General features: G+C 52.6%; 30 protein-coding genes. 14 read left to right on the forward strand and 16 right to left on the reverse strand.

Features of this window, described 5'->3' with window-relative positions; all coding sequences use genetic code 11:
* Window positions 1–3 precede the first annotated feature (3 nt).
* The 5 genes from O3S85_RS04345 (at window position 4) to O3S85_RS04365 (ending at window position 5,837) form a co-directional block, all read left to right on the forward strand.
* The gene (locus O3S85_RS04345; RefSeq protein ID WP_269538087.1) at window positions 4–528 is read left to right on the forward strand and encodes a DNA-3-methyladenine glycosylase; all 525 of its coding nucleotides are present in this window, start codon (window positions 4–6) and stop codon (window positions 526–528) included.
* A 69-nt stretch (window positions 529–597) separates the two neighbouring features.
* Complete coding sequence (locus O3S85_RS04350) at window positions 598–807, forward strand: dodecin (protein WP_269538088.1); 210 nt, start codon at window positions 598–600, stop codon at window positions 805–807.
* Window positions 808–882: 75 nt separating this feature from the next.
* A complete protein-coding gene (locus tag O3S85_RS04355) occupies window positions 883–1,812 on the forward strand; it encodes a S1C family serine protease (protein WP_269538089.1) in 930 nt (309 codons plus the stop codon).
* A 6-nt stretch (window positions 1,813–1,818) separates the two neighbouring features.
* Window positions 1,819–3,537: a hypothetical protein gene (locus O3S85_RS04360; protein WP_269538090.1), complete on the forward strand. Its 1,719-nt coding sequence runs from the start codon at window positions 1,819–1,821 to the stop codon at window positions 3,535–3,537.
* 2 nt (window positions 3,538–3,539) lie between these two features.
* Entirely contained in the window at window positions 3,540–5,837 is a 2,298-nt protein-coding gene (locus O3S85_RS04365) for an FG-GAP repeat domain-containing protein (protein WP_269538091.1), read from the forward strand.
* Here the strand turns inward: O3S85_RS04365 and O3S85_RS04370 are convergent.
* Complete coding sequence (locus O3S85_RS04370; protein WP_269538092.1) at window positions 5,834–7,090, reverse strand: alkaline phosphatase PhoX; 1,257 nt, start codon at window positions 7,088–7,090, stop codon at window positions 5,834–5,836. The two genes, O3S85_RS04365 and O3S85_RS04370, sit on opposite strands and share 4 nt — an antisense overlap.
* A 236-nt stretch (window positions 7,091–7,326) precedes the next feature.
* On the opposite strand from O3S85_RS04370, the gene O3S85_RS04375 reads away from it, so the two are divergent.
* The gene (locus O3S85_RS04375; RefSeq protein WP_269538094.1) at window positions 7,327–8,076 is read left to right on the forward strand and encodes a hypothetical protein; all 750 of its coding nucleotides are present in this window, start codon (window positions 7,327–7,329) and stop codon (window positions 8,074–8,076) included.
* A 138-nt stretch (window positions 8,077–8,214) separates the two neighbouring features.
* Here O3S85_RS04375 and O3S85_RS04380 read toward each other — a convergent pair whose 3' ends face one another.
* The gene (locus O3S85_RS04380) at window positions 8,215–8,382 is read right to left on the reverse strand and encodes a hypothetical protein (protein WP_269538095.1); all 168 of its coding nucleotides are present in this window, start codon (window positions 8,380–8,382) and stop codon (window positions 8,215–8,217) included.
* A 315-nt stretch (window positions 8,383–8,697) separates the two neighbouring features.
* On the opposite strand from O3S85_RS04380, the gene O3S85_RS04385 reads away from it, so the two are divergent.
* From O3S85_RS04385 to O3S85_RS04400, 4 genes are all read left to right on the forward strand, one after another.
* A complete protein-coding gene (locus O3S85_RS04385; RefSeq protein ID WP_269538097.1) occupies window positions 8,698–9,318 on the forward strand; it encodes a 50S ribosomal protein L25 in 621 nt (206 codons plus the stop codon).
* Between the two features lie 62 nt (window positions 9,319–9,380).
* Window positions 9,381–9,989 (forward strand): aminoacyl-tRNA hydrolase, encoded by a 609-nt coding sequence (pth, locus tag O3S85_RS04390; protein ID WP_269538099.1) that lies wholly within the window; start codon window positions 9,381–9,383, stop codon window positions 9,987–9,989.
* Window positions 9,967–10,269, forward strand: a complete 303-nt coding sequence (locus O3S85_RS04395; RefSeq protein ID WP_269538100.1) for a 30S ribosomal protein S6 — start codon at window positions 9,967–9,969, stop codon at window positions 10,267–10,269. The genes pth and O3S85_RS04395 overlap by 23 nt, the downstream gene beginning before the upstream one ends.
* Before the next feature lie 67 nt (window positions 10,270–10,336).
* Window positions 10,337–10,786, forward strand: a complete 450-nt coding sequence (locus O3S85_RS04400) for a single-stranded DNA-binding protein (protein ID WP_269538101.1) — start codon at window positions 10,337–10,339, stop codon at window positions 10,784–10,786.
* 189 nt (window positions 10,787–10,975) lie between these two features.
* On the opposite strand, the gene O3S85_RS04405 is transcribed toward O3S85_RS04400, so the two are convergent.
* The 13 genes from O3S85_RS04405 to O3S85_RS04465 all read right to left on the reverse strand — a co-directional run bounded on the left by O3S85_RS04405 (window position 10,976) and on the right by O3S85_RS04465 (window position 21,910).
* Window positions 10,976–12,556, reverse strand: coding sequence for an AAA family ATPase (locus tag O3S85_RS04405; protein ID WP_269538103.1), 1,581 nt, complete (start codon window positions 12,554–12,556; stop codon window positions 10,976–10,978).
* Entirely contained in the window at window positions 12,553–14,931 is a 2,379-nt protein-coding gene (locus O3S85_RS04410; protein WP_269538104.1) for a Mu transposase C-terminal domain-containing protein, read from the reverse strand. Before O3S85_RS04410 ends, O3S85_RS04405 begins: the two co-directional genes overlap by 4 nt.
* Complete coding sequence (locus O3S85_RS04415; protein WP_269538105.1) at window positions 14,931–15,176, reverse strand: hypothetical protein; 246 nt, start codon at window positions 15,174–15,176, stop codon at window positions 14,931–14,933. The genes O3S85_RS04410 and O3S85_RS04415 overlap by 1 nt, the downstream gene beginning before the upstream one ends.
* Window positions 15,177–15,188: 12 nt before the next feature.
* Complete coding sequence (locus O3S85_RS04420) at window positions 15,189–15,527, reverse strand: hypothetical protein (RefSeq protein WP_269538107.1); 339 nt, start codon at window positions 15,525–15,527, stop codon at window positions 15,189–15,191.
* A 57-nt stretch (window positions 15,528–15,584) separates the two neighbouring features.
* Window positions 15,585–15,944: a hypothetical protein gene (locus O3S85_RS04425; protein WP_269538109.1), complete on the reverse strand. Its 360-nt coding sequence runs from the start codon at window positions 15,942–15,944 to the stop codon at window positions 15,585–15,587.
* On the reverse strand, window positions 15,941–16,318 hold the full coding sequence (locus O3S85_RS04430) for a hypothetical protein (protein ID WP_269538111.1): 378 nt from the start codon (window positions 16,316–16,318) through the stop codon (window positions 15,941–15,943). The genes O3S85_RS04425 and O3S85_RS04430 overlap by 4 nt, the downstream gene beginning before the upstream one ends.
* A 12-nt stretch (window positions 16,319–16,330) precedes the next feature.
* The gene (locus O3S85_RS04435; RefSeq protein ID WP_269538112.1) at window positions 16,331–16,867 is read right to left on the reverse strand and encodes a hypothetical protein; all 537 of its coding nucleotides are present in this window, start codon (window positions 16,865–16,867) and stop codon (window positions 16,331–16,333) included.
* A 183-nt stretch (window positions 16,868–17,050) separates the two neighbouring features.
* A complete protein-coding gene (locus O3S85_RS04440) occupies window positions 17,051–17,626 on the reverse strand; it encodes a hypothetical protein (RefSeq protein WP_269538114.1) in 576 nt (191 codons plus the stop codon).
* Between the two features lie 96 nt (window positions 17,627–17,722).
* Complete coding sequence (locus tag O3S85_RS04445) at window positions 17,723–18,589, reverse strand: coiled-coil domain-containing protein (protein WP_269538115.1); 867 nt, start codon at window positions 18,587–18,589, stop codon at window positions 17,723–17,725.
* A gap of 310 nt (window positions 18,590–18,899) precedes the next feature.
* The gene (locus tag O3S85_RS04450; RefSeq protein WP_269538116.1) at window positions 18,900–21,161 is read right to left on the reverse strand and encodes a tape measure protein; all 2,262 of its coding nucleotides are present in this window, start codon (window positions 21,159–21,161) and stop codon (window positions 18,900–18,902) included.
* The gene (locus tag O3S85_RS04455; RefSeq protein ID WP_269538118.1) at window positions 21,158–21,499 is read right to left on the reverse strand and encodes a hypothetical protein; all 342 of its coding nucleotides are present in this window, start codon (window positions 21,497–21,499) and stop codon (window positions 21,158–21,160) included. Before O3S85_RS04455 ends, O3S85_RS04450 begins: the two co-directional genes overlap by 4 nt.
* Window positions 21,489–21,686, reverse strand: a complete 198-nt coding sequence (locus O3S85_RS04460; RefSeq protein ID WP_269538119.1) for a hypothetical protein — start codon at window positions 21,684–21,686, stop codon at window positions 21,489–21,491. Before O3S85_RS04460 ends, O3S85_RS04455 begins: the two co-directional genes overlap by 11 nt.
* Window positions 21,683–21,910 (reverse strand): hypothetical protein, encoded by a 228-nt coding sequence (locus O3S85_RS04465; RefSeq protein WP_269538120.1) that lies wholly within the window; start codon window positions 21,908–21,910, stop codon window positions 21,683–21,685. Before O3S85_RS04465 ends, O3S85_RS04460 begins: the two co-directional genes overlap by 4 nt.
* Before the next feature lie 95 nt (window positions 21,911–22,005).
* Here O3S85_RS04465 and O3S85_RS04470 point away from each other — a divergent pair, with 95 nt between their 5' ends.
* From O3S85_RS04470 to O3S85_RS04485, 4 genes are all read left to right on the forward strand, one after another.
* Window positions 22,006–22,602: a helix-turn-helix domain-containing protein gene (locus O3S85_RS04470; RefSeq protein WP_269538122.1), complete on the forward strand. Its 597-nt coding sequence runs from the start codon at window positions 22,006–22,008 to the stop codon at window positions 22,600–22,602.
* Between the two features lie 338 nt (window positions 22,603–22,940).
* A complete protein-coding gene (locus tag O3S85_RS04475; RefSeq protein ID WP_269538124.1) occupies window positions 22,941–23,159 on the forward strand; it encodes a hypothetical protein in 219 nt (72 codons plus the stop codon).
* Window position 23,160: 1 nt separating this feature from the next.
* Window positions 23,161–24,090, forward strand: coding sequence for an AlbA family DNA-binding domain-containing protein (locus O3S85_RS04480; protein WP_269538125.1), 930 nt, complete (start codon window positions 23,161–23,163; stop codon window positions 24,088–24,090).
* Window positions 24,087–24,968, forward strand: coding sequence for an AlbA family DNA-binding domain-containing protein (locus O3S85_RS04485; RefSeq protein ID WP_269538126.1), 882 nt, complete (start codon window positions 24,087–24,089; stop codon window positions 24,966–24,968). Before O3S85_RS04480 ends, O3S85_RS04485 begins: the two co-directional genes overlap by 4 nt.
* Here O3S85_RS04485 and O3S85_RS04490 read toward each other — a convergent pair.
* Window positions 24,965–25,363, reverse strand: a complete 399-nt coding sequence (locus tag O3S85_RS04490; RefSeq protein ID WP_269538127.1) for a DUF2513 domain-containing protein — start codon at window positions 25,361–25,363, stop codon at window positions 24,965–24,967. The two genes, O3S85_RS04485 and O3S85_RS04490, sit on opposite strands and share 4 nt — an antisense overlap.
* Window positions 25,364–25,369 lie beyond the last annotated feature (6 nt).

Consider the following 25,369-nt stretch of genomic DNA (forward strand, 5'->3'; position numbering starts at 1 on the left):
GCAATGGCGCAGGGCAGGGCGCTGACACCCGATTTCTTCGCGCGCGATACCGTTGTGGTCGCGCGCGAATTGCTTGGGCAGTATCTTTGCCGTCGGTTGCCATCCGGCGAAATCCTGCGTTGGCCATTGACTGAAGTCGAAGCCTACGATGGCCCGGAAGACAAGGCCTGCCATGCGCATCGTGGCAAAACACCGCGCAACGCCGTGATGTTTGGCCCGCCAGGGCGTTTTTATGTGTATCTCTGCTACGGGGTGCACTGGATGCTCAATATCGTGACTGGCCCCGAAGATTTCCCTGCCGCGGTTTTGATACGCGGTGCGGGTCCCATGAGTGGCCCCGGGCGCTTAACCAAAGCTATGGTAATTAGCAAAGAGCTCGATGCGCAGTTAGTGGCCGCTACAAGTGGCCTCTGGGTTGAGTCTGCTGATCCCGTTGCCGAGAGCGATATCGAGCGCACGCCACGCATCGGTATTAACTATGCGCCAGAGCCCTGGCTTTCCGCGCCTTATCGCTTTGTGAAAAAATAATTCGACGATTCGTTGGACAAAAAGTTGGCCCTGGGTTTGTCAAACGGCGCTGAGTCAGTAGGTTGTGGTATGAGCGATCATATCTACAAGAAAATCGAGTTAACCGGTTCCTCCGAATTATCCACCGATGACGCCATCAAGAACGCAATCGCGCGCGCATCGAAATCTGTCCGCAACATGCGCTGGTTTGAAGTCGTTGAAACGCGTGGCCACATCGAAAACAATGCTGTCATGCATTGGCAGGTGACGATCAAGGTCGGATTTACTTTGGACGAATAAGCTTCGGCCAATCGCAGGGAATTTTGGAAACAACGTGCGCTTGCGCGTTTCCTATTTCTCACTATGATTTTCTCTGTGAAATTCATTCTTACCTGTTTGCTCGCGTTGGCGTGGCTCCCGGCATTCGGCGAGCGCGCGACCATCAATCTTGGCGAAGGCAATACTGTCAGCGGCTCCGTCGTCTACGAAAGGCCCAATAGCATATTCGTCGATCTGGGATTTACCGTGCTGGAAATCCCTCGAGACAACATCATCGGGATTGACCTGGAGAACGTCACGCAGGTGGCGGTCGCGAACGCAACGACCAAGCAGGGCCTGTTTCAAGTATTGTCCGAACGTAATAGTCAAAGCGTCGGTGATTGGGTGGATGAGTACGGCGAAGCAGTCGTGTTGATTCGCACGCAAACGGGGCTTGGCAGCGGCTTCGTCATTAACCCGGATGGCTACCTGATCACCAATGATCACGTCATTGCCGGTGAACACGAAATTTCCGTAACGGTTTTCAAGGACGACAACGACTCGCTCTCCCGCGAGCAATATAGCAACGTGAAAATCGTCGCCAGTAACCCCAGTGCCGACTTGGCCTTGTTGAAGATTGATCTGGCCGACGGCGAACAGCTGACAGCGGTGCCGTTAGGCGAGTCGAACGACATCAAGCAAGGGCAGTCCGTGTTTGCCATTGGGGCACCGCTGGGACTGGACCGGACGGTTTCACAGGGCATCGTGAGCAATCGCAACCGCCCCATCAATGGCCGCGTTTACATCCAGACGACAACCGAGATTAGCCCCGGCAATTCCGGCGGACCGCTCTTCAACATGAATGGCGAAGTCATTGGTGTAAACAACATGAAGGTGGTCGCCATGGGGGCCGAGGGGCTGGCTTTCGCCATTCCCGCCAACGTGCTGAAGTTTTTCCTCGAGAACCGCGACGCATTTGCCTTCGATCCCAGAAACCCGAATACCGGATTTCGTTACAACACGCCACCTACCGCCGCTGGCAACTAAAGCCGCATGCTAAAATATTTATTGCCCATTTCCATTGCCTTGGTGAGTGCCTCGGCATTCGCTAAAGATTATCTCGAAGAGTATCTCCCGGAAAGCGCTGTCGTCAGCATATCGCTGGACGACTTTAAAGCCGTGATGGCGCATGCCGAAGATGGCAAGCTCAGCGAGTTCTTTTCCGCCAGCCAAAAAGAGAAATGGGACGCCGAGCTGAGCGAACCGTTTGAAACCGAGGACGGCGAACGCTTTGTGTTGCAAAGTGGCGATGAGCTTTCCCTGGCGAATCTCTCAGAGCTGCTCAACGGCCGCCTCTGCGCTTCCATCGTTGGCTTTGACCAGGCAAACGACATGGAGCCGAGCATCGTGATCATGGCAGACTTTGCCGGAGAGGTTGACGCTTTGCGCTACCTTCAAGTGCTGGACCGTGAGATGCCCACCGACCAAGTCGTGCTAATCGAAGAGCCGTATGCTGGCGTGACTCTCTACACAGAAGAGATCGCCGACGAGCCAGAAGAAGATTGGATGGCTGAGTATTGGACGCTCGTTGATGGCATTGCCATTGAGGCTACCTCCCTGGAACTATTGAAAAACGTGGTCGACTCCATCATCGATTCACGCAGCGACGGTCTGGGTAGCTCTCGTGGTTTTCTCCGCTCCATGGACATTGCCGGCGACTCGCAGATTCGGTTTTACGCCAACGCGGCCGAGGCGATCTCGTTGATCCAGGAAGCCATTGCCGCCGAGCAAGAGGAACTGCCGATGAATCCTTTGGGGCTGACCATGGAATCCATCTGGGACAGCCTGGGTCTGGATTCCTTCAAATCGTTTTTCTTCACGCTGAATCTCGACGGCGATAACCCGGAGTCGGTGCTAGGCGTGCTGTATGACGAACGGCGCGGCGTCCTCGATGTGTTGGCCTACACCTCGGATCCCATCAACTATCCGCACTGGGTGCCCAGTGACGCCGTCGACGCGAATATCGCGATGATCGATTTCAGCGAGGCATTTGCGTCCTTCGAGGCCCTGATGAATGACATGAGCCCCAACTTTGGCGGAATGTTCCAACTGCAGTTGGACAATATGCGAGAGCAGACCGGCATCGATTTGCGTGAATCGCTCATGAAGAATTTCGGCAAGCAATTCACCTCCTACACCATGTGGGACACTTCCGAAACCTCGGACATCATGGAGCCCACCGAGCACATGGTTGCCGCGGTGCCACTCCGCGACCCGCAGGCATTCCAAAACGCCGTCAAGGGCCTGACGGAGACCTTTGCTCCGGGGGTTGCCGTTTTCTCTGAGCGTGAGTTTCTGGACTACAAGATCGTGACGCCGGCCAACCTGAATGTCGCCGATGCGCCTTTCGGCTACTCGCTTGCCAACGGGCATTTATTCATCGCCGTTGGCTCGGTGGATTTGCTGGAGCGCACGCTTTATCGTCTGCAAGAGTCCGAGGGTGGTCTTTGGAGCCAACCGCACATTGTTGATGCGCTAACTGAGTTTCCACCCAACCCAGTTGAAAATGCCTACCTGAATCTCGGGCCATTGATCGACCAGATGGTGAGCCTCTACAACTCAGAGCTTCAAAGCAGTTTGGGCAGCGATATGGATTTTGAGTTGCCGGAAATTAACAGCGATGATCTGCCATATTTCGTTCTTTCCGCGGGCTATGTGTTGGAGGATGCCCAGATTACTCGCATTAAAATCCTCCCCAAAGACGAACAGTAGCCATGCGTTTCATCCTTCCTTTTCTATTGATCGGCAGCGGGCTGATCGCTGACTCCGCCGACACCGCGCCCATTCAGATCACCGGGCCGGAAATTACCAAGATTGACTGGAGCGTCCGCGGATTGGCGCAGGGAGATGTTGACCAAGATGGCCGCACGGACATCGCCATCATCAACAATGACCGAGCGCGGGTGGAGATCTACTACCAGCGTGAACCGGGGGAGATTGACAACAGCAGCCGCAGCATTCGGCGAAACCGGTGGGAGCCAGTTTTGGAAGATGCACGATTCGAGCTCGAAGGCGTGGCTAGCGGCATCGCGATGTTTGACCTCGAGCTGGGGGACGTAACCGGTGATGGCTTGGTCGATGTGGTTTTCACCAGCAAGGATGAGCCCTTGGTCGCAGTCGCGCAGTTGGAAAAGGGTGACTGGGCTGAAAAGCGTGAGTATGACGGCATTGAGGCGCTCCCGTGGAACTCGACGCTTAAGCTGATCGAACTGACCGAAGATTACCCAGGCCTTGAGTTGGTGGCTTTGACCAAAAACCGTCTGGTTGTCTTTGCTTTCGACGAAAAAGCGAACCCGATCAAGCTTCACGAAACTTTCCGAATGGAGTCCAATGGGATGGACCTCGAAAGCCTGCCCGGCGAAGGCAATGAGCCACTGCGCTTTAGTTATCGGGTGCCGGGGTCTCCCCGCGCACTGCGGGTAATCGAGTGGGACCCCGAACTCGGTCTTGGTGCCGAACTCGCCTACGGACTGGACGCCACCACGCCAAGCATTGCCTGGCTGGATACCGAAGCAGCCAAGCCGCAATTGGTTTTAATCGAACCGCGGACCGGTCGTTTGCGCGTGGAACAACTCCAAGCGGACAGCCTCGAAAAGGGTGGTGACTGGCCCATGGAATATTACTCAAGTGGGTCTGAAGCGACTGCTCGCGACGCCTACGCCTCGGGAGATTTTAACGGAGATGGCGCGCTGGATGTAGTCGTGGCAGACTCTGCCAATGCGCAAGTTTGGCTTTTGCTTGGGCGGGAGAATGGTGGCTGGAAGGCACCACAATCTTTCCCGTCTTTTCAGGGGGTTGAATCGCTCGCCGCTGCGGATATCGACGCCGATGGGCAGCATGAATTATTCGTCCTCAGCCAAAGTGAATCCATCATCGGCCTGAGCCAATGGAATGGTGAGCGCCTAACGTTTCCCCGCGCGATTGGCGTTAGCGGAGAGCCGGAAAAAATCGTCTGGCTGCCAGAGCGAAAGCAGCTGGCCTTGATATCGGGCAAAAACGGTAAACAACTGCTGTCATTTTTGTCGCAAAACCAAGATGGGTGGATGGTTGATAAGCAATTTGAGCTGGAGGGCGTCCGGCGTTCACCCGATGGCATCATGTATGCCGACCTCGACCAGAATGACTCGAAGGATTTATTGATCGCGGTGCCCCGCGACGCCGCTCGCTATGTGGACATGGCACTCGTGGATGCCTTGCCCGAAGACCAGACCAGCGAGGCTGTTTTTGAAATCGATGGCTTGCGGGAAATCGATTTAGCCAATGTCGGTATGGGCGACATCAATGACGATGGGCGGGAAGAGATGCTGATCGCTTCCAATGGATTTGTGCGCGCCATTTACCTGGATGCTGACAAGCGCCGCATCGTCATGGATCAGTTCAATTCGCGCGCGGGCAATGATCACTTGTCGATCCCGCATTTGCGCGACGTGGATGGTGATGGCGTGGCGGAAATGCTAATCTTCGATACCCGCGAGAAGGAGTTTCAAATTCTCAACCGCGACGAAGCCGGGATCTACCGCTATTCGCGCTCGGTGGAATACGGCGACTTCAGTCCGATGGGGGTTCTACAGTCAGAGGGCGACAGCAAAGATCTCGTCCTGCTCGGCAAAAATGCCCTGGTTCGTTCTGCGCTGGATTCTCAATGGGAGTCATTGCAAAACGTATCCAGCTATGAGTCCGATCTGGATAGCATTGTCTATAATCAAATCGTTGTGGGTGAGTTGAACAACGACGATGAGCCCGAATTTATCATCATTGATGGCCAGAACAACGTACTGGAAATCATCAAGTACAGCTCGCCGGATTCCTGGCAAAGCGCGCTGCACTTCAGCGTGTTTGAGGAAGACTTACACTATGGCGGTCGCAAAGGCGCTCCACTGGAGCCACGCGAAGTGATGATCGGCGATTTTACCAACGACGGCCGACAAGACATCGTGCTGCTGGTTCACGACCGGTTGCTGCTTTACCCGCAGGCTGATCCGGATCAGCCTACGGACAAGGCAGTGAATTAACCGCGTTTCTCCGGCCAGGGCCCGGTCACCGCAATGGTCATACCCGGGTGATTCTGAACGTTGAAGAATAGCGTCTGTCCATCGGGAGAGAAGCAGGCACCCGCCAACTCACTACTATTATAAACGCACTTGGCCAGATGGTAGATCTCGCCTTGGGGCGTTACGCCGACGAGGCGCTTGTGTGGCGCGTTGGAATCCTCGCAGATGATGACATCGCCCCATGGCGCGACGACGAGATTGTCCGCGTTTTGCATGAGGTCGGAATCGTGCGATTCGATAAATAGCTCCAGCGTGTCCGGCTTTCCCTTGCGACCGGGCTTGAGGCGGAATATCTGCCCGAACATCTGCGGGCCACCCGTTGTGCAGGCAAAATACATTTCGTCCTCACCCATCCAGATGCCTTCGGTCCGCGCAAAGATGGCTGCTCCTTTTCGCTGTGCTTGCAAACGGAGGTCGTTGTTGGGGGACTCGACATCCTCCAGGTCCACCCAGTCCACGGTGAAGGATTGACCAATGGGGAAGTTGCCGGTGGCACCGGGATTATTTCGCGTATCAGCCGGGCCGTTCTTAATGACGAGTGCTTGAAGCTTTCCAGAGTCCAGCTTGTCCGGCTTGTCAGGGATAAAACGGTAGAAACTGGAGTCGCCAATGTCTTCGGTTTGGTAAACAATGCCGGTCTCGGGATCGACCGCGATGGCCTCGTGGCGAAAGCGCCCCATTGCTTTCAATGGCTTAGCTGGCTCAAGTTCCGGAGTCAGGGTAGGGGTCACTTCAAAATTGTAACCATGGTCCTGACTATATCCGTCCTTAGTGGTCACCTGAGTCTCTTCACAGGTGATCCAAGTGCCCCATGGCGTGGGCCCGCCCGCACAATTACGCTCGGTGCCCAGCAAGCGCATGAATTCCTTTTCCACGCGGCCGGTTTTGGGATTGTAGATTAAAACAGTACACCCGCCAATGCAGGGCATGTTCCCTTGGCGCGCATCATAAAGCTTTTTGGGGTCCACTTCGGCGTAGCGCTCGTTGAGCATACCGAATGGGCCTAAGGGGCGCCATGGGTATTCATTTTCGTGGTTGCGAATGAGGATCACGCGGCCCTCTGGTCCCGGAAAAGCCGCCATTCCATCCTGACGCCCCGGGGAGAGTAAACCATCGGCCATGGGCTTGCCGGTTTGAGAAATAATCCGATAAGAGAAGCCCTTGGGGAGTTCCAAAACAGAGTCTGAATCCGGGAGGAGGGGGCCGAAGCCCACTGTCGAAGGTCCTTGGTCCGATGCCAGTAACTTTTGTAACCCACCAAAGCCGAGGCTCAAGGCGGCCCCAGAAACCCCTATAGTCTGAATAAAACTGCGTCGATGTAACATAATATTATAGATATTATATAAAAATTTAGCTAAAGCTTTCCTGCAAAAGACCGATAACTTAGGCCAATTGCTATAAATTTCCACCCCAGAAAGCTGACCTGCACTACGCAGTCCCTGTATATTCCATGAGTACCAGTCAAGAGCCGACGCTGAATATCTACTTCGCTGGAGACCTTTTCACGCATAAAGACTTGATTGGCAACGCGATGCTTGCTGAGGCGATTTCTGATATCTCCGATCAACGCTATTGCAGTGTGCTCCCGCAGAATTTCCCTGCCCGCGACAAATCTGCCCGCCGCATTCGCGACGAGAAGTTGCTCAATCTGCTACAATGCGATCTGGCGCTCTTTAATTTCGATGGGGGTATAATTGAAGCCGGCGCTGTGGTGGAGTTTATGACGGCAAAATTTGCTGATATCCCGACCGTTATTTTACGAACGGATTCGCGTGGATTGGACGAAACGCCCGAAGACATTCACCCTTGGACACTCATGGCACACTTCTTTCCGCGCACGGAAGTGGAGTCACTGAATGCGGCAGCGATTTATCAGAACATTTTTGAAGAATTTCCCATGACTGATGCGGCCGACGTGCTCATTGAGGAGCGAAGTTCTGAGGTTTCGCGCACGATGGTTCGAGTCATTGCGCAAGCGGTGGTGGATGCATTTGACCGTGTACGCGAACAGCCCAGCCGCATGCACGAAATGGAGCCAAAAATCGTTTACAGCTGGCTTTCGCGTTTCTTTGGAGCAGAGGTATCGGCAGAAGAATGCCTCTATACCTTGGAGCGCGCACTTGAGCGCAAGCGCAGTCGAGGATTGTTACCGAAAGAGCCGACAACAAAGACTGCCCGTCACCAAGAGCAGGTGAGCTAGCGCTCAACCCAGCATATCAGCAAGTTAAGCTGACTAAACTTGCCGCCAATGGATTGTTGGCGGCTATTTTGTGCGTAAATTTCTGTAAGGCCGGATCATGGCCGCTGGATGCGGGGCCGGCAACAAGCCAGCCGCCGTCTAGCTGCGTGGCTTGATGCCCAAGCGCTTATCTTGGGGTGACGTCGCATGCATGGTTTGTGCGTCTCGAGCCCAGCGAAGCTCCAACCACAGGTCCAAAGCGAGTGCAGATATGATGATTGCACCCATTACGTAAACCACGACGTTAATGCTGTTTGTTAATTCCATGTCACGAATGTCACACAAACGAAACATAAGGTCAAGTTGAAAGCGACGCCTTTAGTTTAAGCATTCTTAATATTATCGCGGTCGATAGAATTAAACATGCTGATGGCTTGAGGAAAAACCATACGTTTCGTTCTGCAGCCTGACTAAATGAACCCGTCTTGTTTTAACTGTTTCTGCCACCATCTCGGGCGTTGCGCCCTTTGTTTGACCTAAAATGCTGAAAGTTTTGATTGCCTTTCAGGGCAGGGGTGTTTTTCTGGCTCGTTTCCACTCATCCGAGTGGGAACCAAACAAGAACCATTAGAATAGTTAAACATGAGCGAACACCTCCTGTCCGTACAAAAACGTGAGGGCATCGGCCGTGGTAATTCACGCCGCCTGCGCGCACAGGGCTTGATCCCTGCAGTCATCTACGGTAAGAGCGGCAACCGCAATCTTGCGGTTGCCGAACGAGATTTCCAGATGCTGCTGCGCGAAGTCGCCGGGTCCACTGCCGTGATCACCCTCAAAGACGACGCAGATCAGACCATCGATGCGCTGATCCACGAAACCCAGCGCGATCCGCTCACGGACCGCTTCCGCCATATTGACTTCTTGGAAGTCGTTGCCGGTCAACTCATTCACGCGCACATCCCAGTTCACGTGACTGGCGAATCCATCGGCGTCAAGAACGGTGGCGTGCTCGACACTCCAGTCCACGAACTGGAAATCCACTGCATGCCGCGCAACTTGCCGGAATACGTTGAAATCAACGTTTCCGACCTCAAGATCGGCGACGCGATCCACCTGGAAGATCTGCCCGCAATCGAAGGCGTTACCTTCGACGGCGAGCCCGACATGGTGATCGTAGCCGTTGCTGAACCGGCCAAGGTCGAAAGCAGCGAAACCGAGGAAGCCGAAGAGGGCGAAGCCAAAGAAAAGGCTGAAGCCGAGTAATGTCTTTAATCCGTGGAATCAGCGTCACCCGGCGCTGATTCCATTTTCTGTTCTTTGCCAAAATGGCCGTAACCGTCATCGCCGGACTGGGAAACCCCGGACTGGAGTATCGTGACACTCGTCATAATGTCGGATTCCAGGTCGTGGATCAATTAGCCGCCGATTGCCGTGGCGAGTGGAAGCTGCAGAAGAAGCTGCATGCCCAAACTGCCAAGGTAAATTTTGCCGGCGAATCAATTGTCCTCGTTAAGCCTGAAACTTACATGAATGAGAGCGGTGTCGCGGTTGGTGCCATGATGCGCTACCTGAAGGCCCCAGTCGATTCCGTTGTGGTAATCTACGACGAGATAAATCTCGATCTGGGGCGCTGCAAGGTATCTATCCGCGGCAGTAATGGCGGGCATAATGGCGTGGCAAGCCTGCTCCAACATTTGGGCAACGGCTTCGTCCGCTATCGGATCGGCATTGGTAGCAACCCCCACAAAGGGAAGCTTACCAATTGGGTCCTTGGCAAATTCAACAGCGAAGAAAAAACACTTATTGAATCGCGTATCCCCGAGTATATCAACGGCTTGCGACTGCTAGTCGAGCAGGGGACCACCGTCGCGATGAATCAGATTAACACCCGAATTCCCACACAGTCGAACAATGAGCCAGACAGCAACGAATAAGCGCTACCGCGCAACCTTTATCCTCGATACCCGCAACTACAGCGAGTCCATCGAAACCCTGATCGATTCCATCAAGGAAAACATCAACGGCCTTGGAGCCAACGTGACCAACGTGAAGAACAACGGCACCAAGGAGTTCATTCGCGTGACCGATCGCCGCATGCCCAGTGGCATCTACCTCGAAATTGACATCGAGGCCGGCAGCGATCTGCCTGCGCAAATCCAGGAGCGTTTCCGCCTCGATAAGACGGTGAACCGCATCCTCGTCCAGAGCGCCTAACCAATTTCAGTTCAGCCCGGCCAGAGCAAATCTTGACTCTGGCCGGGCAACGACTGATTCTGGCCCTATGGCATCTTTCAATAAAGTCATCCTCATGGGCAACCTCGTTGCGGAACCCGAAATGCGGGTCACGCCAGGGGGCATGTCCATTTGCAAATTCACCATCGCGGTGAATCGCCAATTTACCACGAAAGAGGGCGAGCAGCGCGAGGAAGTGGCTTACGTCGACATTGATTCCTTTGGCCGCAGCGCCGAAGTGATCTCCAAATACCTCGGCAAAGGCAGCCCAATTTTAGTGGAAGGCCGTTTGCGTCAAGATAAGTGGGAAACACCGCAAGGCGAAAAGCGCAGCAAGCTAATGGTCGTCTGTGAGTCGTTTAAGTTCGTTGGTGGCCGCGATGGCGAGTCCAACGGCGGAGGAGGTAACGAAGGCTACGAGCGCTCGGCACCGCCACCACGTCAAACCAAGGCCGCGCCAACCCAGGAAGACGACTTCGACGAAGACGTTCCGTTCTGATCAAACTAGAGTGGCATCCAGCCAGTCAAACGCATGTTGCCACTAGGCCATGCGTTTTTTAATGCCTGAAGGTCAATGTAAACGCACCGTGATCTTTTTGGTTTTTGCGATGTCCGATGTCTATAAAAACGCGGGCAGCAGGAAATCCCCGCCCAAAGGCGAGGTTTTGAAAAATATGACTGAAAGTGTTTAGCCTACGGCTTGAGGGTCGAGCTTGGGTGATGCGACTCGGTCCGGCGCAAAATTTGCCGGAGAATCATTGAACTTTTCACGGGTGCTTAAAGCTGGTTTCAATGGCTTTGCAGTAGGCTTAAAATCTGATTGTTCGCGTGGCGTCGGTTTCTTGGTTGTGCGCTTTGTCTTTGCCTCCGGGAATTCCTGTGCGCAGACATTGTCGACGCCCATACTACGAGAGATGGCCTCTCCTATCTTGGTTTCCCATTGCACGCCTGTTTTGGCGGCCAAACGTTTCGCTTCGCCAACGGCGCGGCGGATCCCCTGAAAGTAGAACGTTGAAATCTTACCGTAGGCGGCCAGAGCCTTTTTGAACTCTGGCGTGGCATTGGGGGCAAGTGATTCAGCTACGGCGTGGTAGTCTTCCACCTTGGGTGATTCCGGCAGCTTCACAAAGTTGTTCAGGCGACCTTTGAATTGATCGATGTTGAAGCCAGACTCCGCGCCGCCCTGGTTGAGTCGCTGATTGAATTGCGGAGTCGATAAGAGGACGACAGGCACGTCGCGATTTAGCAATGCCGTGCGCAACCACTCAATGCGAGCCAAGTTCGCTTTGCGACCCGAGCCCATCAACAGGTGAGCTTCGTCAATAATCAGCATTACATCACCCGAGCGTAGTGTGTCAGCAATCGCCTGCTTCGTCCGAGCCAGTGATGTAGTCTGCCCAATTTGGCAGCCTAGGGCCAAGGCAATCTCTCGGTAAAATTGAGCATCCCCGCTGCCAGCTTCAAGGGTCAGGTATCGAGCTTTGTCCAGGTTGAGATTTACCCATGACTTTGCGGCGGTTGTTTTGCCAATACGAGAATTGCCGTGGACGATGGTCAGGCCGCCGGTTGCTTGGGCTTCATCCATTGCATTCCATACTTTTTGCAAGATACTGGTTTGGGCGATCTCTGATATTGAGCTTGGGCGATAGTGGCGGCGGTGATCATGCAGACAATTGAGCAAATCCGGAAACCAATCCAATGCCGAGGGTGCTGATTGATAGACACGGCGAGCGAGAGCGGCGCGGCCTGAAATACAGAGTTTGTGTAATACGTTTGGCAGATGGCTAGCTGCCAATTTGAGTGCCGAGTCTCGCAGCCTTACAAATTGGACGCCCGGTTGTTCAGCATCTTTGACAGAGCAACCATTCATAGCCTCAGCGTATTCCCGCTCTGCATTGGCGCGGTGGGCTAGAATTTCCTCGGGGGATAATTCATGATCAAGTAACTCTCGCGGGTTTATTGAAACCGGGCGAGGGTCACCATAGGGGAAGTGATTTAACTTCCTGCAGGCGTTGTCGTATTCCTCAGCGGTGAGACGTGTGCGGCCTTCGCGTTGAGCATTCAAAACTTCAATCGGGCATATCTGGTCCGCATATCTGTTCATCAGCTCTTGCGCCAGGTTACGGCAACCGCCTGACTCTTCAGCCCGCGCCTGGATAAAATAAAGGGATGCTCTCAAGTCATGATCACCAATCGATGATGCCACACGAGCAACACCTTCGGCGTCTAGTTTCCCAGTATCGACAAAATCACAAATTTGATGGGTCATAGTTCGTCCAGGTCTGCGGCAGGGATGCCTAGATTTTCTAGTTCAGCCAGTCCCTCGCGATGCAAGTCTTCACGACCTGGCGCGGCGGTTGTTCGGACGCCAATTTTCCGTGCGGTGCGCTGGCTACGTTTCTTTTTGCGGGTTTCTTTCTGCGATTCCTCGCGAAGCCGCTCCATGGCTTCCGATGTTTCTCGGGTAGCCAGATCAACCCAATTCTTGCGGTATTGGCGTTGGTGGAATTCTTCAGGGAATTGATGGGTCAAATCACGGTAGCGGATACGGGCATGGCGTGCATGTGCCTTGGCTTGTGCGCTGGCGGCGGCCAACTCTTCATCGCTGGCATTGAATGCAGATACTTCGGCAGCGCGCTCGACAATTTCAATATTCTTGTTGTCGAGGTCGCTAATGAAAATCGAATCCATGTTTTCAGGGTCGAACCAGGCCAAGACCTTTTCACCTTCACGCCGCCCAGTGGCCTCGCCACGATAAACGAACTTCTGGCGACCAATCGCAATCGTGGCACCTTGGCTATTGATGGTGATCTCCCTACGGTGAGTTGAGAGGATATGGCGGGCCTCGTCTCTCAACTTGGTGAGTGGATGCTGAGGGGATAAGTTTGCCATGAAAGTTTCCCACGGTGTCTTACCCTGGCACTGCTTACCCTCGCGGGGAGTTTGATTATATCGCTCGCAGTACTCTTTGAGTTTAGTCAGCCACTCTTCATAATGGTAGAAGCATTCGCTTGGGTCGCGCTTGCCGGTTTGCACTTCTCGAATCCAGCGCTGTATGTGTTCTGGGCAATCTTCGCGCTCGTTGCGACCTGCATAGCCGCGATCTCGCTCCATGTAGTTTTGGAGGCTTCCAAGCACGCGCTCCACAACCTTGGCCGATGGGTCGAGGGCGTGTTTAATGCGAACGATGCTTTCCAGTCCGTAAACGGTATCTTGGATGCCGCGCTCATCGCGGCGGCCTTTAATGAGTAAAGATTTTTCCCAAATGCCGCGCTCGAAATAAAATTCTTCGGGCAAGCCCACCACGTCATGAACGCGAATGATGCCACGCAGAATATCTAAAGATGAATACGCCTTTTCGGGAATGAGTTGAAAATCAATGATGAAAGTTGAACGTGTATCAATCCAGGGGAAGAACTGGCCTCGGGTTACCCGGACGCCGGATTTTTCAGTTTCATCCTCAATCCAAAAATACACTGGCGGCGTCAGGTCATCGCTTTGGAACTGGCAGCCGCTCGGCATGCTCTCCCAATTGCGAACAAGCTTAGGGCCGTCGAGCTTAGCTTTCTTCGGGCCCTGGTGCCACTTTTGCATGCGCATCACTTCATGAGTGACAGCTTTGCGAACTTTGGCGGGCACGCGGTCGCCATTACTACTGGCATAAAATTCGTAAACGGCTGGGGGTAGTTCACCTTCATCCCATAGCTCGCGCCAGGCTTGCTGAATACGACCGCCACAGCTTAGCGCCCGCGAGCATAATTTTCCGATGGTATGCTCGCTTAGCTTGGGGAAGCGGTGTGCGCCGCTATTGCCTTTTCTCGCATCGGCTAAGGCAGAGCTAATACGCCCGGCCTCAATCCATAGTTTGTTCTTGGTGCGAAATTGTTGCTCCAGAGAAAGGCGGCTCTTTGATATGCAAACCTCTTGGCCGTCGAGGTAATCTATGATTTCGCGCTTAGCGCGGCGCGGCTTCTTGCCTTGAGAGATTAAAAAGTCGAGCGCCTCAAAACTTTTGGCCCAGATGTATTGCAACTCGCGAGGGGTAGGCTTCTCTTTTATCTCGACCAAGTCGAGCGCAGGGCGAATGAGGCCGGCATCGAATGCTGAAGGCTTGGGCACCGTGATCTTGGGGGAGAGGTTGTCATCGAGATATAACTCTAGGCGGTTAAATTCGTAACGTCCGCCGTCACGCTCCAGAATGCGCTCGAAAATGCGCTCCCATTGCTTGCTTGATACGCTGTGGCCAAAAACGCGTTTATATTCAACCAGGCCAAGCGAGCGAAGGTCATACCATGGCCGTTGGTCGATCAGGCCGAGCACTTCATTAAATGCCGCCATCGTGCGCTGAGCTTTATTGATATGATGGGGCGCAATGCGAGATAGTGCCAACTTGGGCTCCCAGCGCTCAGTGCCGTGCTGCAAAAGCGTTTCTGGCGACTTGAAAGAGCGTTTATCGCATATCTCCCAAAGTTGCCTGCGATGCTTCTCGGGTAAGCTGGCAACATCCCAGGCGTCAGCCTCGCGACCACTAACAATTACCTTACTGGACGGTGTAGCCTGGCGAAGTTCACGGTAAACCGCACCGCGCTTACGACCAAGTGCGGCAGCGATTTGTGAAGCGGTGAACTGTGGCGCGTCGGTCATTAGCGATTTCTGATGTCGGCAAGAATCTCTTTGCCCACTTCGGAACCAGCAGCCTGATTCCAAGCTTGTAGATAGTTGCCGCCGTTGATCTCCATTTTGGTTTCCACCATGAGAGAGAATCGAATTTCCTGGAGTGATTTGCCTTGAACCTGTTTCCAGGCTTCGGAGTAGTCGACGCCACGCTTGACCATCTTGGCTATAAGCATGTCGCGAACTTCTGTTTCGGTGAGGGTGATGGTCTTCATTGCATGAAAAAATTAGTTTTGATCGGGTGCGTCACTGGAGAGGCGTTTTACCTTTTTAGATGTGATAATGGCGTTCATGTTTGGGTGTAAGTTTGCGGTTTCCTGAACAAGAGCCTCAAAGTTCTCTAGAATGCACAGAGTTGCGTCATCGAAGTCTTGCTCGCTTTCCAGTAGCACCTTAACGGGCACGCCTTTTTGGCCTTTGTGTCGCCGCCGATGATTGTTCACCTGCTCCAAGGTTTTGCAGAAGACCTTATTACCAACAAGCTCGGGGTCTTTGCGGTGAGCAAGAAGAAGGTGCATGAGGGCGAGCGATAGATTGGCTTCGGCTGATAGTTGGTTGTCGTTCATGATGTTGTGATGGTTGGGTCTGATGTTGCGTTGGTGATTGTAAGGTTAAATTGAAGTTTATTGACGTTCGATGAGTCGTGTTATTTCGGCGCGCAAGAAAACAAGGTCTGCGCGCTTGAAGCTGCGAAGCGCTTCGCAGAGGTGCTCACGCTTGGTGATCGTATCTATTGTAGACTTGCGGCTGAGATAAAATTGTAGGTGTTCACGAAGAACCGTTGTTTTTCCACGCGAACCATCTCCCTTGATGCGGTTATGCTGTATTGCGCCGAGCTCCCCTTCATCGACTAGGGCTTGCACGCTTTGCCGAGAGAGATTTATCACACGCCCAGCCTCAAGTAACGTATAGTGCTGCTTTGTAATTGGGCCAAGTAGACTGTCAAAGCCATGCTGATCGGTTATGCTCGGGTGGGTGTTCATTTCCTTGCACCTCCAGGCATTTGAGAAATCCTATCTGCCAAGTAGGAGTAAATCGTTTTGATCGACTTGCGGCACTGGATGGTGTCCAGCGCCCGGCAAAGCATCTCGACCTTCATTTCTTCATCGTGGTCTGCGGTTTTGCCCAAATAGCAAAGAATACTATCGCGCGTGATCGCATAGCTGCGACGTTGGCCACTTCCACGCATTGACTCATGGCAGATACCCCACAGCTCGCCCTGGTCGATAAGCCGTTGCACAGAGTCCGGGGACAGGCAAAGCAGCTTGCCAACTTCGCCGCGCTTAAATGTGCGCTTCCCTGGGTTTGCAATCAACCAGTCGAAAGTGTTGCTGTGTGGTAATTTGGGGCTAAGCATAAATATTTAACGTTAGCTGGCCTTTGCTTGGGATTGTTCTGGAATTTGAATCTGAGAGAATAGGCTCATTTCATTGATTTGAAATCGCTCCAGGGCATCGGTGAATTGTTTCACCGAGTGGCGAAGTTCATCGTTGCGCGTAATGTAGTCGCGCTTATCGCACAAGGTAAGGCAAAGCTCATGCAGCCATTCACCAAAGTGACGCACCGGAGTATTTTCGGCTCCTCTTAAAAAATCAGTATCACTCGAAAGCCCAAAATCGCTATGAACATCATAGACCGCCATCAGGATGTTGTCCCAAGCTTGGCCAATTTGATTGACCAGCAGTTGAGAAGAGTCAGAAGGGGCGATTCTTTCCGCACCTGCCACTAACGGTATCAAAGCCCCAGCGGGCGCGTCGATTAGTGAGCGAATGGCGAAGGTAAGAAAATCATCCCAGCGTTCGTGGTCGCGGAACTTCAGCGGTCTTTTGTCCCAGCGCTCGTGGGGCGGCAGATGGGGTGTTGATGGCATAGAGGGGAATTGAGCGGTTTTCGGTGCGTTTGACATGATATTTAGGGCCACAGGGTTACAGTTGGAGATTGATCAGCATCCATTGAAATAGAACTGCTTTGAAAAACGGTGTAATGCCGTTGCAAAATCGCTTTCAAAGAAAAGAGGCAACATGACACCAACCGGTCCGCCAAAGGCCGCTGAGCGCGAATTTTTACGACTGGAGCGACTTGAAACATATTAATTGGAATTTGCCTGCTTTCGCTGGCGGCGGATTAATCGGCTAAGGCGCTTGCGGGCTGAAAAGTAGAGTTCCAACTCAATGATAGCCTCATTGGACAAAACGCGGCGCCAACTGCTCGCGTGCATGGGTGGTTTACCATTGCCTGGATCGCGGCGGGGAAGGCCTGGGATTGCAAAGCCTGCTTCCCAATCAGCCTTTAGTGAGGCAATCGCATCGTCGAGACTGTCTGAGTTCAATGCTCGCTCCATAAGTGCCAAGGCGCTATCATTGGTAATTGGGCATTTGGCATGAACATAACCCGGTAGGAATGCCTCGGGAGCCTGGCATTCGCGCCAGTCGTCATAGTGACGGCGAAGGCTGCGCTCAGACAGGCGAACGCAGCGGGATGGTTCAGCACGATAAACGGCAGGAATGGCTGAGCGTTGATACACTTGGTGGATCGCATCGCGAACCGGCATCTGCTTTTCCACCCGACGTTCGATACTGGAGCAAAGGCGATGCAGTAGGGCAGCGCGTTCCTGCATCCAGGCGGGGGCCTCTTGTAAACTGTGGTATCGTGTGAGTGCTTTCATTGAAATTGTTGGCAGTTGGCGGGGAACTGTTGGACTAGACCCGCCAACTGCCTTGCCGTCGCGTCAATGGATCAGACCAATCACCCATTGATGAAATTAGGCCGCGTCCTTCTTGTCGAAGGGAAGGGTAATGCCCAGCAAAGCCTTGGGCAGATTCGGGTTTTCGTCAGCCAAAGTCTGAATGACCAGAATCCACTTACGGTATCGAGCGATGTCCGGCATGGTATTTTTATCGGTATAGTAATCTCCGCCGATGTCCTGGATCACATGTGACAACTTCCAGGTGATCTGTTGTATGATGGGAGTTCTACCGATGAAGTTCAGAATTCCACCCATGTCATCGAGATACAAAAAGTCGATATACGACCTTATATCGTCTTTGAGTTTCCCCATCAACGGCGTGCAAAGCTGCTGGATGGCTTTACTCATCGTCTCCGCATGTGGACGCGGCAAATCAGAGAGCGCGGTTTGATATGCTGATTCCGCATCCTTATGCGCTTTGCGCAATGTGGCCAATTGTTGGCGGGGTTCCTCCAACTCAGTCTCGGCTGTGGCATGCTCAGTTTTCGCGCAATCGCATTGCTCTGAGACATCTTTTAACCGCTTCTTCGCTTCCTTTAAGCGATCCTCATAGCCCTTGCAGATTTCAGTGGGGGTGCCTTCGGGCAGATTGTTAAAATCGTGTTGGGCAGTGGAAAGCGCCTCTTCTGCCGCTTCCAGCCGAGCCTGGGCACGTTCGAGATTTGATTGCGTTTCCTCGGTGCGGTCTTGAGGCATGCTGTTGAGGAAATCCGCGACAGCTTGTCGCGCCTCCTGCTCAGCATTTTCAGCCTCTTCAAATTGAAGCCAAAATGGACTAAGTTCATCCCAATAGCGGCGTAATACCAGATAATAGCCCAAGATTTCAGGCCCGAACGATGCCCAAACAGATGGTGGGTTTTTAGTTTTCTTCTTAGTTGTCATGGTGCGGTGAGTTGATGATTGATTACTAGAATTTTGTTAGGATAGTTCTGTGATTCGTTGCCGGAATGCCTCATTTATCGGATCAAGCTTTATCGTATCCTGCGAATTGACCGTTACACTGGGAGCAGGGGCACGAGAGCAGATGATGTGGTTGATCGCTCTGCTTTCGGCGGCGATTGGTGGAAAGCAAAGCTCAAGAAATTGTTGGCGATGGCGAGTGAATGAATTGTATTCAAGTTCGCTAAGCACGTAGCTTTCAGCTGAGCCGTCCGGGTGATTTACTAGAATTTTGATGCTTTCTATTTGCATACTACATGCGCTTTCGGATTAAGGCGTCAGCTTGGCGAATGGTGACGAAACCACTCCGGTCGGCGGCGGCTTCCAGGGCGTCGGCCATGCTGCCAACAATGATGATCTCTGTCGCGCCGCCTGAACCCGTGGATGGTGATCCACCAACCAAGCCCCCTTCAGCAAAGCCAGGGAAGCGACCAGCGCGCATCTGCTCCAGTATGGGCAAATAAGCGCGGGTCTTGTCGGCGGGCATCACGAACTCCATGTTAGACAATCGGGCGAGGATGGCGTCATCTTTGGGGCCTCCAGGGCCAGTAATCAGGCCACCTTCAGCAAAGCCCGGAATCCCGCCGCCGATAACGCCAGCCGCGCCGACGCCGAAGCCAGCGGATACCGATTGTGTGGTGCCAAGAGCCAGCGCAATGGATGCGGGAGCGATAGCGGCTGCACCGCCGTAACTGGCGATAGATGCAAGCGTGGCGGGAGTTGCCCAAATGGCAGAAAGGCTAGCGGCTTCTACGGCAGCGGTCGCCATCATGGATTTCCCAAAAATCGCCCGCATTGCCAGCATGATCATCTGTTGGGCAATGAACTGAACCACCAGTTGAACAAGGGTGCTGACGATTTGGCTACCAACGTTTTGGAAGGCGTCGCCCCAGGTCATTGTTCCTTGGATCAAGCCGTCGACCGAAGTAGCCACGCTATCTATGGCGCTCTGCAGGGTGCCAGTCAGTATGCCTGCGACTTGCTCACCAGTAGTGCCAAAGCCGTTGATCCAGTCGTTAAAGGATGATTGGAATGCATCGCCAAAGCTATCAAGCCGGGCCAGCATGTTTTCCAGCTCGGCAAGGTTGAGGCCTTCCTCGTTAAATTGCTCAATGAGTTTAATGCGCGTATCGTCATCAACTTCCGGGCTGTTGATCATTGCCTCGCGAAAGCCTTGGCTGATCTCACGTAATTCAATTTCGCGCTCCAGTAGGGCGACCAATTCCTCCTGCTTACGAACAAGTGGAGTCAATGGATCGTCGCCAACACGCGAGCGGAGCGCCGATGCTTGCCCGGTGCGTGTGCCCCAGTATCCAAGCATTGAAGAGTTGAACTTCAGCGCATCGGCTGCTATGCGGCGGCGAGGGTCAGCGCTCCCCACGATGTCACTAACTGGCGCAATACCCAAGTCTTCAGAGGAAAGTAGGCCGGTCCCTGATTCATTTGCCATAGGCCCATACTTGGCCAGTGCATCATCGAGGGCGCGCTGGTATGATATTGGAGCCTCGGGGCCGTTAATCGGGGCAGTCAATTGACCCCAGACATTTCGGTAGCTCTCCAAGGCAACAGCGGCAGTGCGGGCAATCGTTGGGAGTTCGGAAACAAGCTTGATGGCGGCCTCGGATGCGGTCTTAAGACCGTCGGCAATCATGATGACACCATTTTGAAATTCCGGGTCTTTCATTTGTTCGATCAGCTCTCCGATACCATCGGTCAGGTTGTCGATGAATCCTGTATCGCCCAGGCTTAGCTTTAGCTCGAACCATTCATTATTCAGGCGATTAAGTTGGCCTTGCAGTTTGCCTGCGCGCTCCGCAACCAACGGATCGAAAGTCTCATGCAGTGCCCTGGCCAAGCGGGGTAAAAACTCTTCTGCGCCGAGCTTGCCGGTCTCCAAGAGCTTGCTCAACTGTTCGGTCGTAAGGTCCATCGCCTCAGCAGCCAAATTGAAGGCACCCCACAAGCGTTCGCCGAGCTGCTGCTTTAGCTCTTCAGCGGAAACGGTATTTTTGGAGATTATCTGCTCAACGGCAGTTAGAGCGCCTTCCGTGCGATCTGCGCTCAAGGAAAGGGCAGTCGACGCCGCCAGGAGCCCGTCGAATAAATACTCTGTCTCTTGCTGCGTAAGGTTACTCTTGGCCGCGCCTGCCTGAATGCGACCATAGCCCGCTGCAACGGTTTGCAGGGATTGGCCATAATGATCGGCCTTGGCGCGCATTTTCTCCATCTCGGCTTGAGCGCGGGGGCCAAAAACGTAGTCAAATGGAGCTTCGAGCGCATCCATCTCCAGCTTAGCGTCAACTAGAGCGCGAGTCATGTTTCCAATCAAGTGCGGCATGCGGCTGATCTGCTGAACCGCGAAATTACCCAGGCCAACAGCGAAACCATCACGTAGCGAACGGCCAAGACTGTCGGCCTTCTTGCGCCCTTCATCCAGGGCGCGTAGGGTCTCATCCATGCCTTCCAGGCGTTTCTTTACTTGGATCAGTATCTCGTATTTATCTTTAGCGGTCATTCATCGTTGATGGTGGAGTAGTTGACCGGGGTTGAAATGGTTTGCTGCCGCGCATCGGCGACGAGTGCCTGAACATCAGCATCCTCAGCCAGGCGCGGGTTTTCCCTGGCGGCGGCCTGCACGGCGTCCGGATAGGCCAGGCCGTGTAGTGATTGCTTTTCCATGGCCAAGCGCGAAAATATCTCTGCATCCGTCGCAAAGCGCAGCGGTTCGACTACCAAGCGCTCAAATGCCTCATAGTAATCCTTGGCAGGCGCATCCACTGGCAGATTCAGCATGCGGAACAACCAGGCGGGTGGAGGATATGCAGGCGTGCGCCAGTCGAGTTTAGTTGTCATGGCAAAATGCTACGAGGTTATCGAAAATGGGTTCCTCCGGCAGGATCAAGGCCCGGTCACAAGGGCCGAGCTTGCCGTATTCGTCGCAAAAGTCCTTAAGTGAACACTGCGAGCAAGAGATCGGATAAATCACATTGCCGTATTTTACGTAAGTCGGCTGAGGGATCGCTGTCTGGGTGTTGGTCATGACTTGGGAGTTCCGTCTGGGTTTACATCGAGCGGGATATTTTCCCAAAATTGAGCACCAAGCGCATTTTGAACACGGCGCCGGGCGATGGGGGATTTGTTGGCTCCACAAATAACACGATTCATCGTCTGCGGAGCCATCAGGCACAACTGAGCCAACTCTGCGTTGGTTTCTATGCCTTGGCTTAGCATAGCTAAACGTATTGCTTTGGATTCAATGCCCATAATTCTAAAATTCTAAGATATGTATTAAATTTAGAATTATATAATGTCAACACGTTTCCTTGCCTTATTTGCCATACATCTAGTTGAATTGATGAATGTCAGTCTCGGTAGAAAACAAGATCATCTCGGTGCGTTACCGAACCGTGCGTGAAATGCGCAAAATAAGCAGGACTGAGCTTGCTGGCTTACTAAAAATCCCAAGCCCTAGACTCCAATCTTATGAGGTCGGAAGGGCTCCATTGCCTGCGGAAATTGGTCTGCGAACCTGCCAAATTCTTGAAATAGATCAATTTTGGCTAGGCGGTGGTGGACGTCATTTTGGCGGATTCATTATCATGTCATTTGAAGGTATTGAACCTAAAGAGAAAGAGACATACTTAGAATTCTATCATCGGATTCTGAAACCGAGGGAAAAGGAGATACTACACAATCCAGAAAATTCCGCACATCAAGATGAGGCGATATGGAACGTCGAGTGGCTTAATATTACTAAAAAAAATCTCAATAAGGCCATTGATACTTTGATAGCAATCGAAGAAGGAGGAGCGCTGGATAAGCTGGACTCTGTTACAACAGAAATCTTAAAGCAAACTAACGAAGTGAAGCGCCACCTCAGAAGTTCGATAGATCGACTATCGGTAGCTTCGCGGGTGGAGAAACGAATCAAGGAATTGCTTGATTCGAGGTCCTAAGAGTTGAATTTACAGCTTAGCTATGGCCTTTCAGATGGCCCCGACGATTTCGAAGTGACCTTGAGCGTATGCGGCAAAAGTTGCACGAACTAGACCAGAGCGACAGCGAAGCAAGCTAGAGGTAACAATGTTACCTCTTAGCTCTCTGGCTATCCTTTCTGCTTTGGTGACATTGTCACCATTTCGTGCGAAGGCTTTTCCTCTGTTAGTGCGTTGCAACAAAGCACCAACAGTAGAGCAACACTATGACATTCAGCTTGACTGTAATAAGTTATGCCTGCATTAATGGGCGATCTTAGTCTACTAAGCCAGTCGCCTCTAAATACAAAAGCCTCACAGTGATTCAACTAATCGGCCTAATCATCGCAGTTCTAGGCATTGTGATTTGCCTATACGTCATCATGCGGGCGGCAGCGCTCCCGGAAGAATCCGGCGCGATCGCCAAGGGATTTTCCGTAATCGTTGCCCTGGCGGCCATCGCCGCGATTCCATTTATTGGTTTCTGCGGCTGGCTACTCATCGCCCAGGACTTCGCCGAGGCAACCAAGGCATTCTGAGATGGCGCACGCACTCACTGAGCAAGAGCTGCTGAAATTCAGCACGGGGGAACTCGATTCACTGGAGTTTAAAAGCTCTCGGATTTTCAGGGCAGATATGAAGCCCGGCGAAGTCAACCAGAGCCTGGAAACCGTCGCCAAGGCAGTCTCAGCAATGGCCAATAGCGGCGGAGGCCGCATCATTATTGGCGCCAGTGATGAAACCGAGCCCGGCCAAGTTGTGATCGATGGCGGCGTCCCTTGGGCTTTCAAGGGCGCTACGATCAAAGAGTGGCTAACCAACGTCATTCCGCCCTTGGTCGACCCCGAGCTGCACGGCCTGAATGTGTTCCCAGTGACGCCAGCGGAAGTCGGCAGCGAAATTGGCGAGGGCAGGGCGGTTATCGTAATCGAAATCCCCGACAGCGAAGACGCCCCACATCAAGCCCGCGACAACCGGTATTATATACGCGTTGGCGCCAAGTCCAAGCCCATCGGCAACCGCATCGTCATGGACATTGCCAACCGGCGTAAGCATCCACGAATAAAAATGATGCTCCGAAGGACTACTGAGGCACTTGAAATTTGTTTACTCAATGACAGCAAAATTGCCGCAAGCGACATCGCTATCCAGCTCGTTTTCACATCCATGAAATCGAAGGGTCTATCTCATGGGCCTATGCCATTCTCAACCTTGACTTGGGCTCTGAATTCATGTCACACAGTTGAAATATTCAATGATGCCAATAAAGATGTCTTAAATCAAAGGCCTCTCGACAACTATCGTCCGCTGCTGCCTAATCGCCAAATGCACAAAACAATCCCAGTGGAATGGGATGAAGATGTATCAAGCAGCTCAACCTGCGAGTGGGAAATTTCAGCAGATAGCGCAGCAACTAGAAGCGGAATAATTATGATGGGTGACATATCAAAGCTTGGCACTTGGCTATGATTTTTGAGGTGATGACAGAAGCCGACATCGACAATTTAACCGAAGGGGAAAGTAACTCCTTAGAGTTCAAGGGTTCACGATTGTTTGAGCGCTCAATTGATGACATTTGCAAGGCATTGGCCAAGGCCGTCTCAGCATTCGCCAACACAGGTGGCGGGCGACTGATACTTGGTGTCCATGATGGCAACAAGACCGGCGACCGTTTCATTGACGGTGGCATCCCATTGGACTTCAAGCGCCCTAACACCTTCGAATGGCTCAATAATCAAATTTCCGCTCTGGTTGACCCGCCACTGCAGGATTTCAGCATCCAGGTAATCGAGCGCAAAGACGAAACCAGCAAAATTGAACCGGGCAGGGCGGTTATTGTCATCGACATCGGAGACAGCGAGCAGGCCCCGCATCAATCTACAAAGGATTTACTGTTCTATGGCCGACTCGGTGGTAAATCGCAGCCGCTCTCTCATCGCTTCATCATGGACATCGCCAACCGGCGAAAGCACCCGGTGATTGACGTCAGGATCGCGATAGATAAAGACGACAAACCGCCGACTTTGAGATATTTGGTTTCAAATGTAGGCAAAATCATGGCGCACTACGTTATAGGCAGACTCGCAGTGCCTAATGAATTTCACTGCCTAGAGGACACAGCCAGGGATATGATGGTCGAAAGTGGGCAAGTTCGTAAGGGGATATATTTTGAATTTAAGAACATTGCACCAGGTCGCAGCAAGGTCGGCTTCGTTAAGGTAGTTATACCATTTAAACTGCCCGAAAATAGACTAAATGAACTTTGCTTTTACTGGGATGTAAGTGCTGATGATGCCCCCTTGTTGAAGAAAAAGAGTCTCTTCGGTGATTTGGAATTGGTAACCTAATGATGCTCGCTCTGGTCGACCTTTTGAATGATCGCCCTTTTGGCTAGTTCTTCAAGAACAGGGATGGAGCATTCAAATTTGCCCAGTGATTCAATAATGCCATACCAAATTATGTCATCACGGATAAGAGCCAATAGCTCATGTCCACGCCAGGTTAGGTCGAATACGTTTTTACTAACCGGCTTTTCTGTAAAGTGGGCATATTGGTTGAGGTTCTTTTCCATTGCTACCTCATCGACCAACAAATAACCCTCCTGCCACATAATATATACATGCCTATTTAATTCGTTAGCCCCGTGTTTCGCAAACAATTCATCAGGTAGAAAAGGATAAGTGGCTTTTCCTTCGCCTAAAACCAATAGAATGTCACGAACGGTATTCCAATCACGCCTCATAATTCT

It is taken from the genome of Cerasicoccus sp. TK19100 (genome assembly GCF_027257155.1).
In the GTDB taxonomy this organism is placed as follows: Bacteria; Verrucomicrobiota; Verrucomicrobiia; order Opitutales; family Cerasicoccaceae; genus Cerasicoccus; species Cerasicoccus fimbriatus.

Bases quoted from the DNA above. Each gene is read 5' to 3' on its own strand.
- O3S85_RS04460 (WP_269538119.1), bottom strand. From the start codon at position 21,686: ATGACCAACACCCAGACAGCGATCCCTCAGCCGACTTACGTAAAATAC.
- O3S85_RS04350 (WP_269538088.1), top strand. From the start codon at position 598: ATGAGCGATCATATCTACAAGAAAATCGAGTTAACCGGTTCCTCCGAA.
- O3S85_RS04445 (WP_269538115.1), bottom strand. From the start codon at position 18,589: ATGACAACTAAGAAGAAAACTAAAAACCCACCATCTGTTTGGGCATCG.
- O3S85_RS04480 (WP_269538125.1), top strand. From the start codon at position 23,161: ATGGCGCACGCACTCACTGAGCAAGAGCTGCTGAAATTCAGCACGGGG.
- O3S85_RS04425 (WP_269538109.1), bottom strand. From the start codon at position 15,944: ATGAACACCCACCCGAGCATAACCGATCAGCATGGCTTTGACAGTCTA.
- O3S85_RS04405 (WP_269538103.1), bottom strand. From the start codon at position 12,556: ATGACCCATCAAATTTGTGATTTTGTCGATACTGGGAAACTAGACGCC.
- O3S85_RS04430 (WP_269538111.1), bottom strand. From the start codon at position 16,318: ATGCTTAGCCCCAAATTACCACACAGCAACACTTTCGACTGGTTGATT.
- O3S85_RS04465 (WP_269538120.1), bottom strand. From the start codon at position 21,910: ATGGGCATTGAATCCAAAGCAATACGTTTAGCTATGCTAAGCCAAGGC.
- O3S85_RS04470 (WP_269538122.1), top strand. From the start codon at position 22,006: ATGTCAGTCTCGGTAGAAAACAAGATCATCTCGGTGCGTTACCGAACC.
- O3S85_RS04435 (WP_269538112.1), bottom strand. From the start codon at position 16,867: ATGTCAAACGCACCGAAAACCGCTCAATTCCCCTCTATGCCATCAACA.
- O3S85_RS04385 (WP_269538097.1), top strand. From the start codon at position 8,698: ATGAGCGAACACCTCCTGTCCGTACAAAAACGTGAGGGCATCGGCCGT.
- O3S85_RS04345 (WP_269538087.1), top strand. From the start codon at position 4: ATGGCGCAGGGCAGGGCGCTGACACCCGATTTCTTCGCGCGCGATACC.
- O3S85_RS04395 (WP_269538100.1), top strand. From the start codon at position 9,967: ATGAGCCAGACAGCAACGAATAAGCGCTACCGCGCAACCTTTATCCTC.
- O3S85_RS04415 (WP_269538105.1), bottom strand. From the start codon at position 15,176: ATGAAGACCATCACCCTCACCGAAACAGAAGTTCGCGACATGCTTATA.
- O3S85_RS04485 (WP_269538126.1), top strand. From the start codon at position 24,087: ATGATTTTTGAGGTGATGACAGAAGCCGACATCGACAATTTAACCGAA.
- O3S85_RS04410 (WP_269538104.1), bottom strand. From the start codon at position 14,931: ATGACCGACGCGCCACAGTTCACCGCTTCACAAATCGCTGCCGCACTT.
- O3S85_RS04420 (WP_269538107.1), bottom strand. From the start codon at position 15,527: ATGAACGACAACCAACTATCAGCCGAAGCCAATCTATCGCTCGCCCTC.
- O3S85_RS04450 (WP_269538116.1), bottom strand. From the start codon at position 21,161: ATGACCGCTAAAGATAAATACGAGATACTGATCCAAGTAAAGAAACGC.
- O3S85_RS04365 (WP_269538091.1), top strand. From the start codon at position 3,540: ATGCGTTTCATCCTTCCTTTTCTATTGATCGGCAGCGGGCTGATCGCT.
- O3S85_RS04455 (WP_269538118.1), bottom strand. From the start codon at position 21,499: ATGACAACTAAACTCGACTGGCGCACGCCTGCATATCCTCCACCCGCC.
- O3S85_RS04400 (WP_269538101.1), top strand. From the start codon at position 10,337: ATGGCATCTTTCAATAAAGTCATCCTCATGGGCAACCTCGTTGCGGAA.
- O3S85_RS04490 (WP_269538127.1), bottom strand. From the start codon at position 25,363: ATGAGGCGTGATTGGAATACCGTTCGTGACATTCTATTGGTTTTAGGC.
- O3S85_RS04360 (WP_269538090.1), top strand. From the start codon at position 1,819: ATGCTAAAATATTTATTGCCCATTTCCATTGCCTTGGTGAGTGCCTCG.
- O3S85_RS04380 (WP_269538095.1), bottom strand. From the start codon at position 8,382: ATGGAATTAACAAACAGCATTAACGTCGTGGTTTACGTAATGGGTGCA.
- pth (WP_269538099.1), top strand. From the start codon at position 9,381: ATGGCCGTAACCGTCATCGCCGGACTGGGAAACCCCGGACTGGAGTAT.
- O3S85_RS04440 (WP_269538114.1), bottom strand. From the start codon at position 17,626: ATGAAAGCACTCACACGATACCACAGTTTACAAGAGGCCCCCGCCTGG.
- O3S85_RS04375 (WP_269538094.1), top strand. From the start codon at position 7,327: ATGAGTACCAGTCAAGAGCCGACGCTGAATATCTACTTCGCTGGAGAC.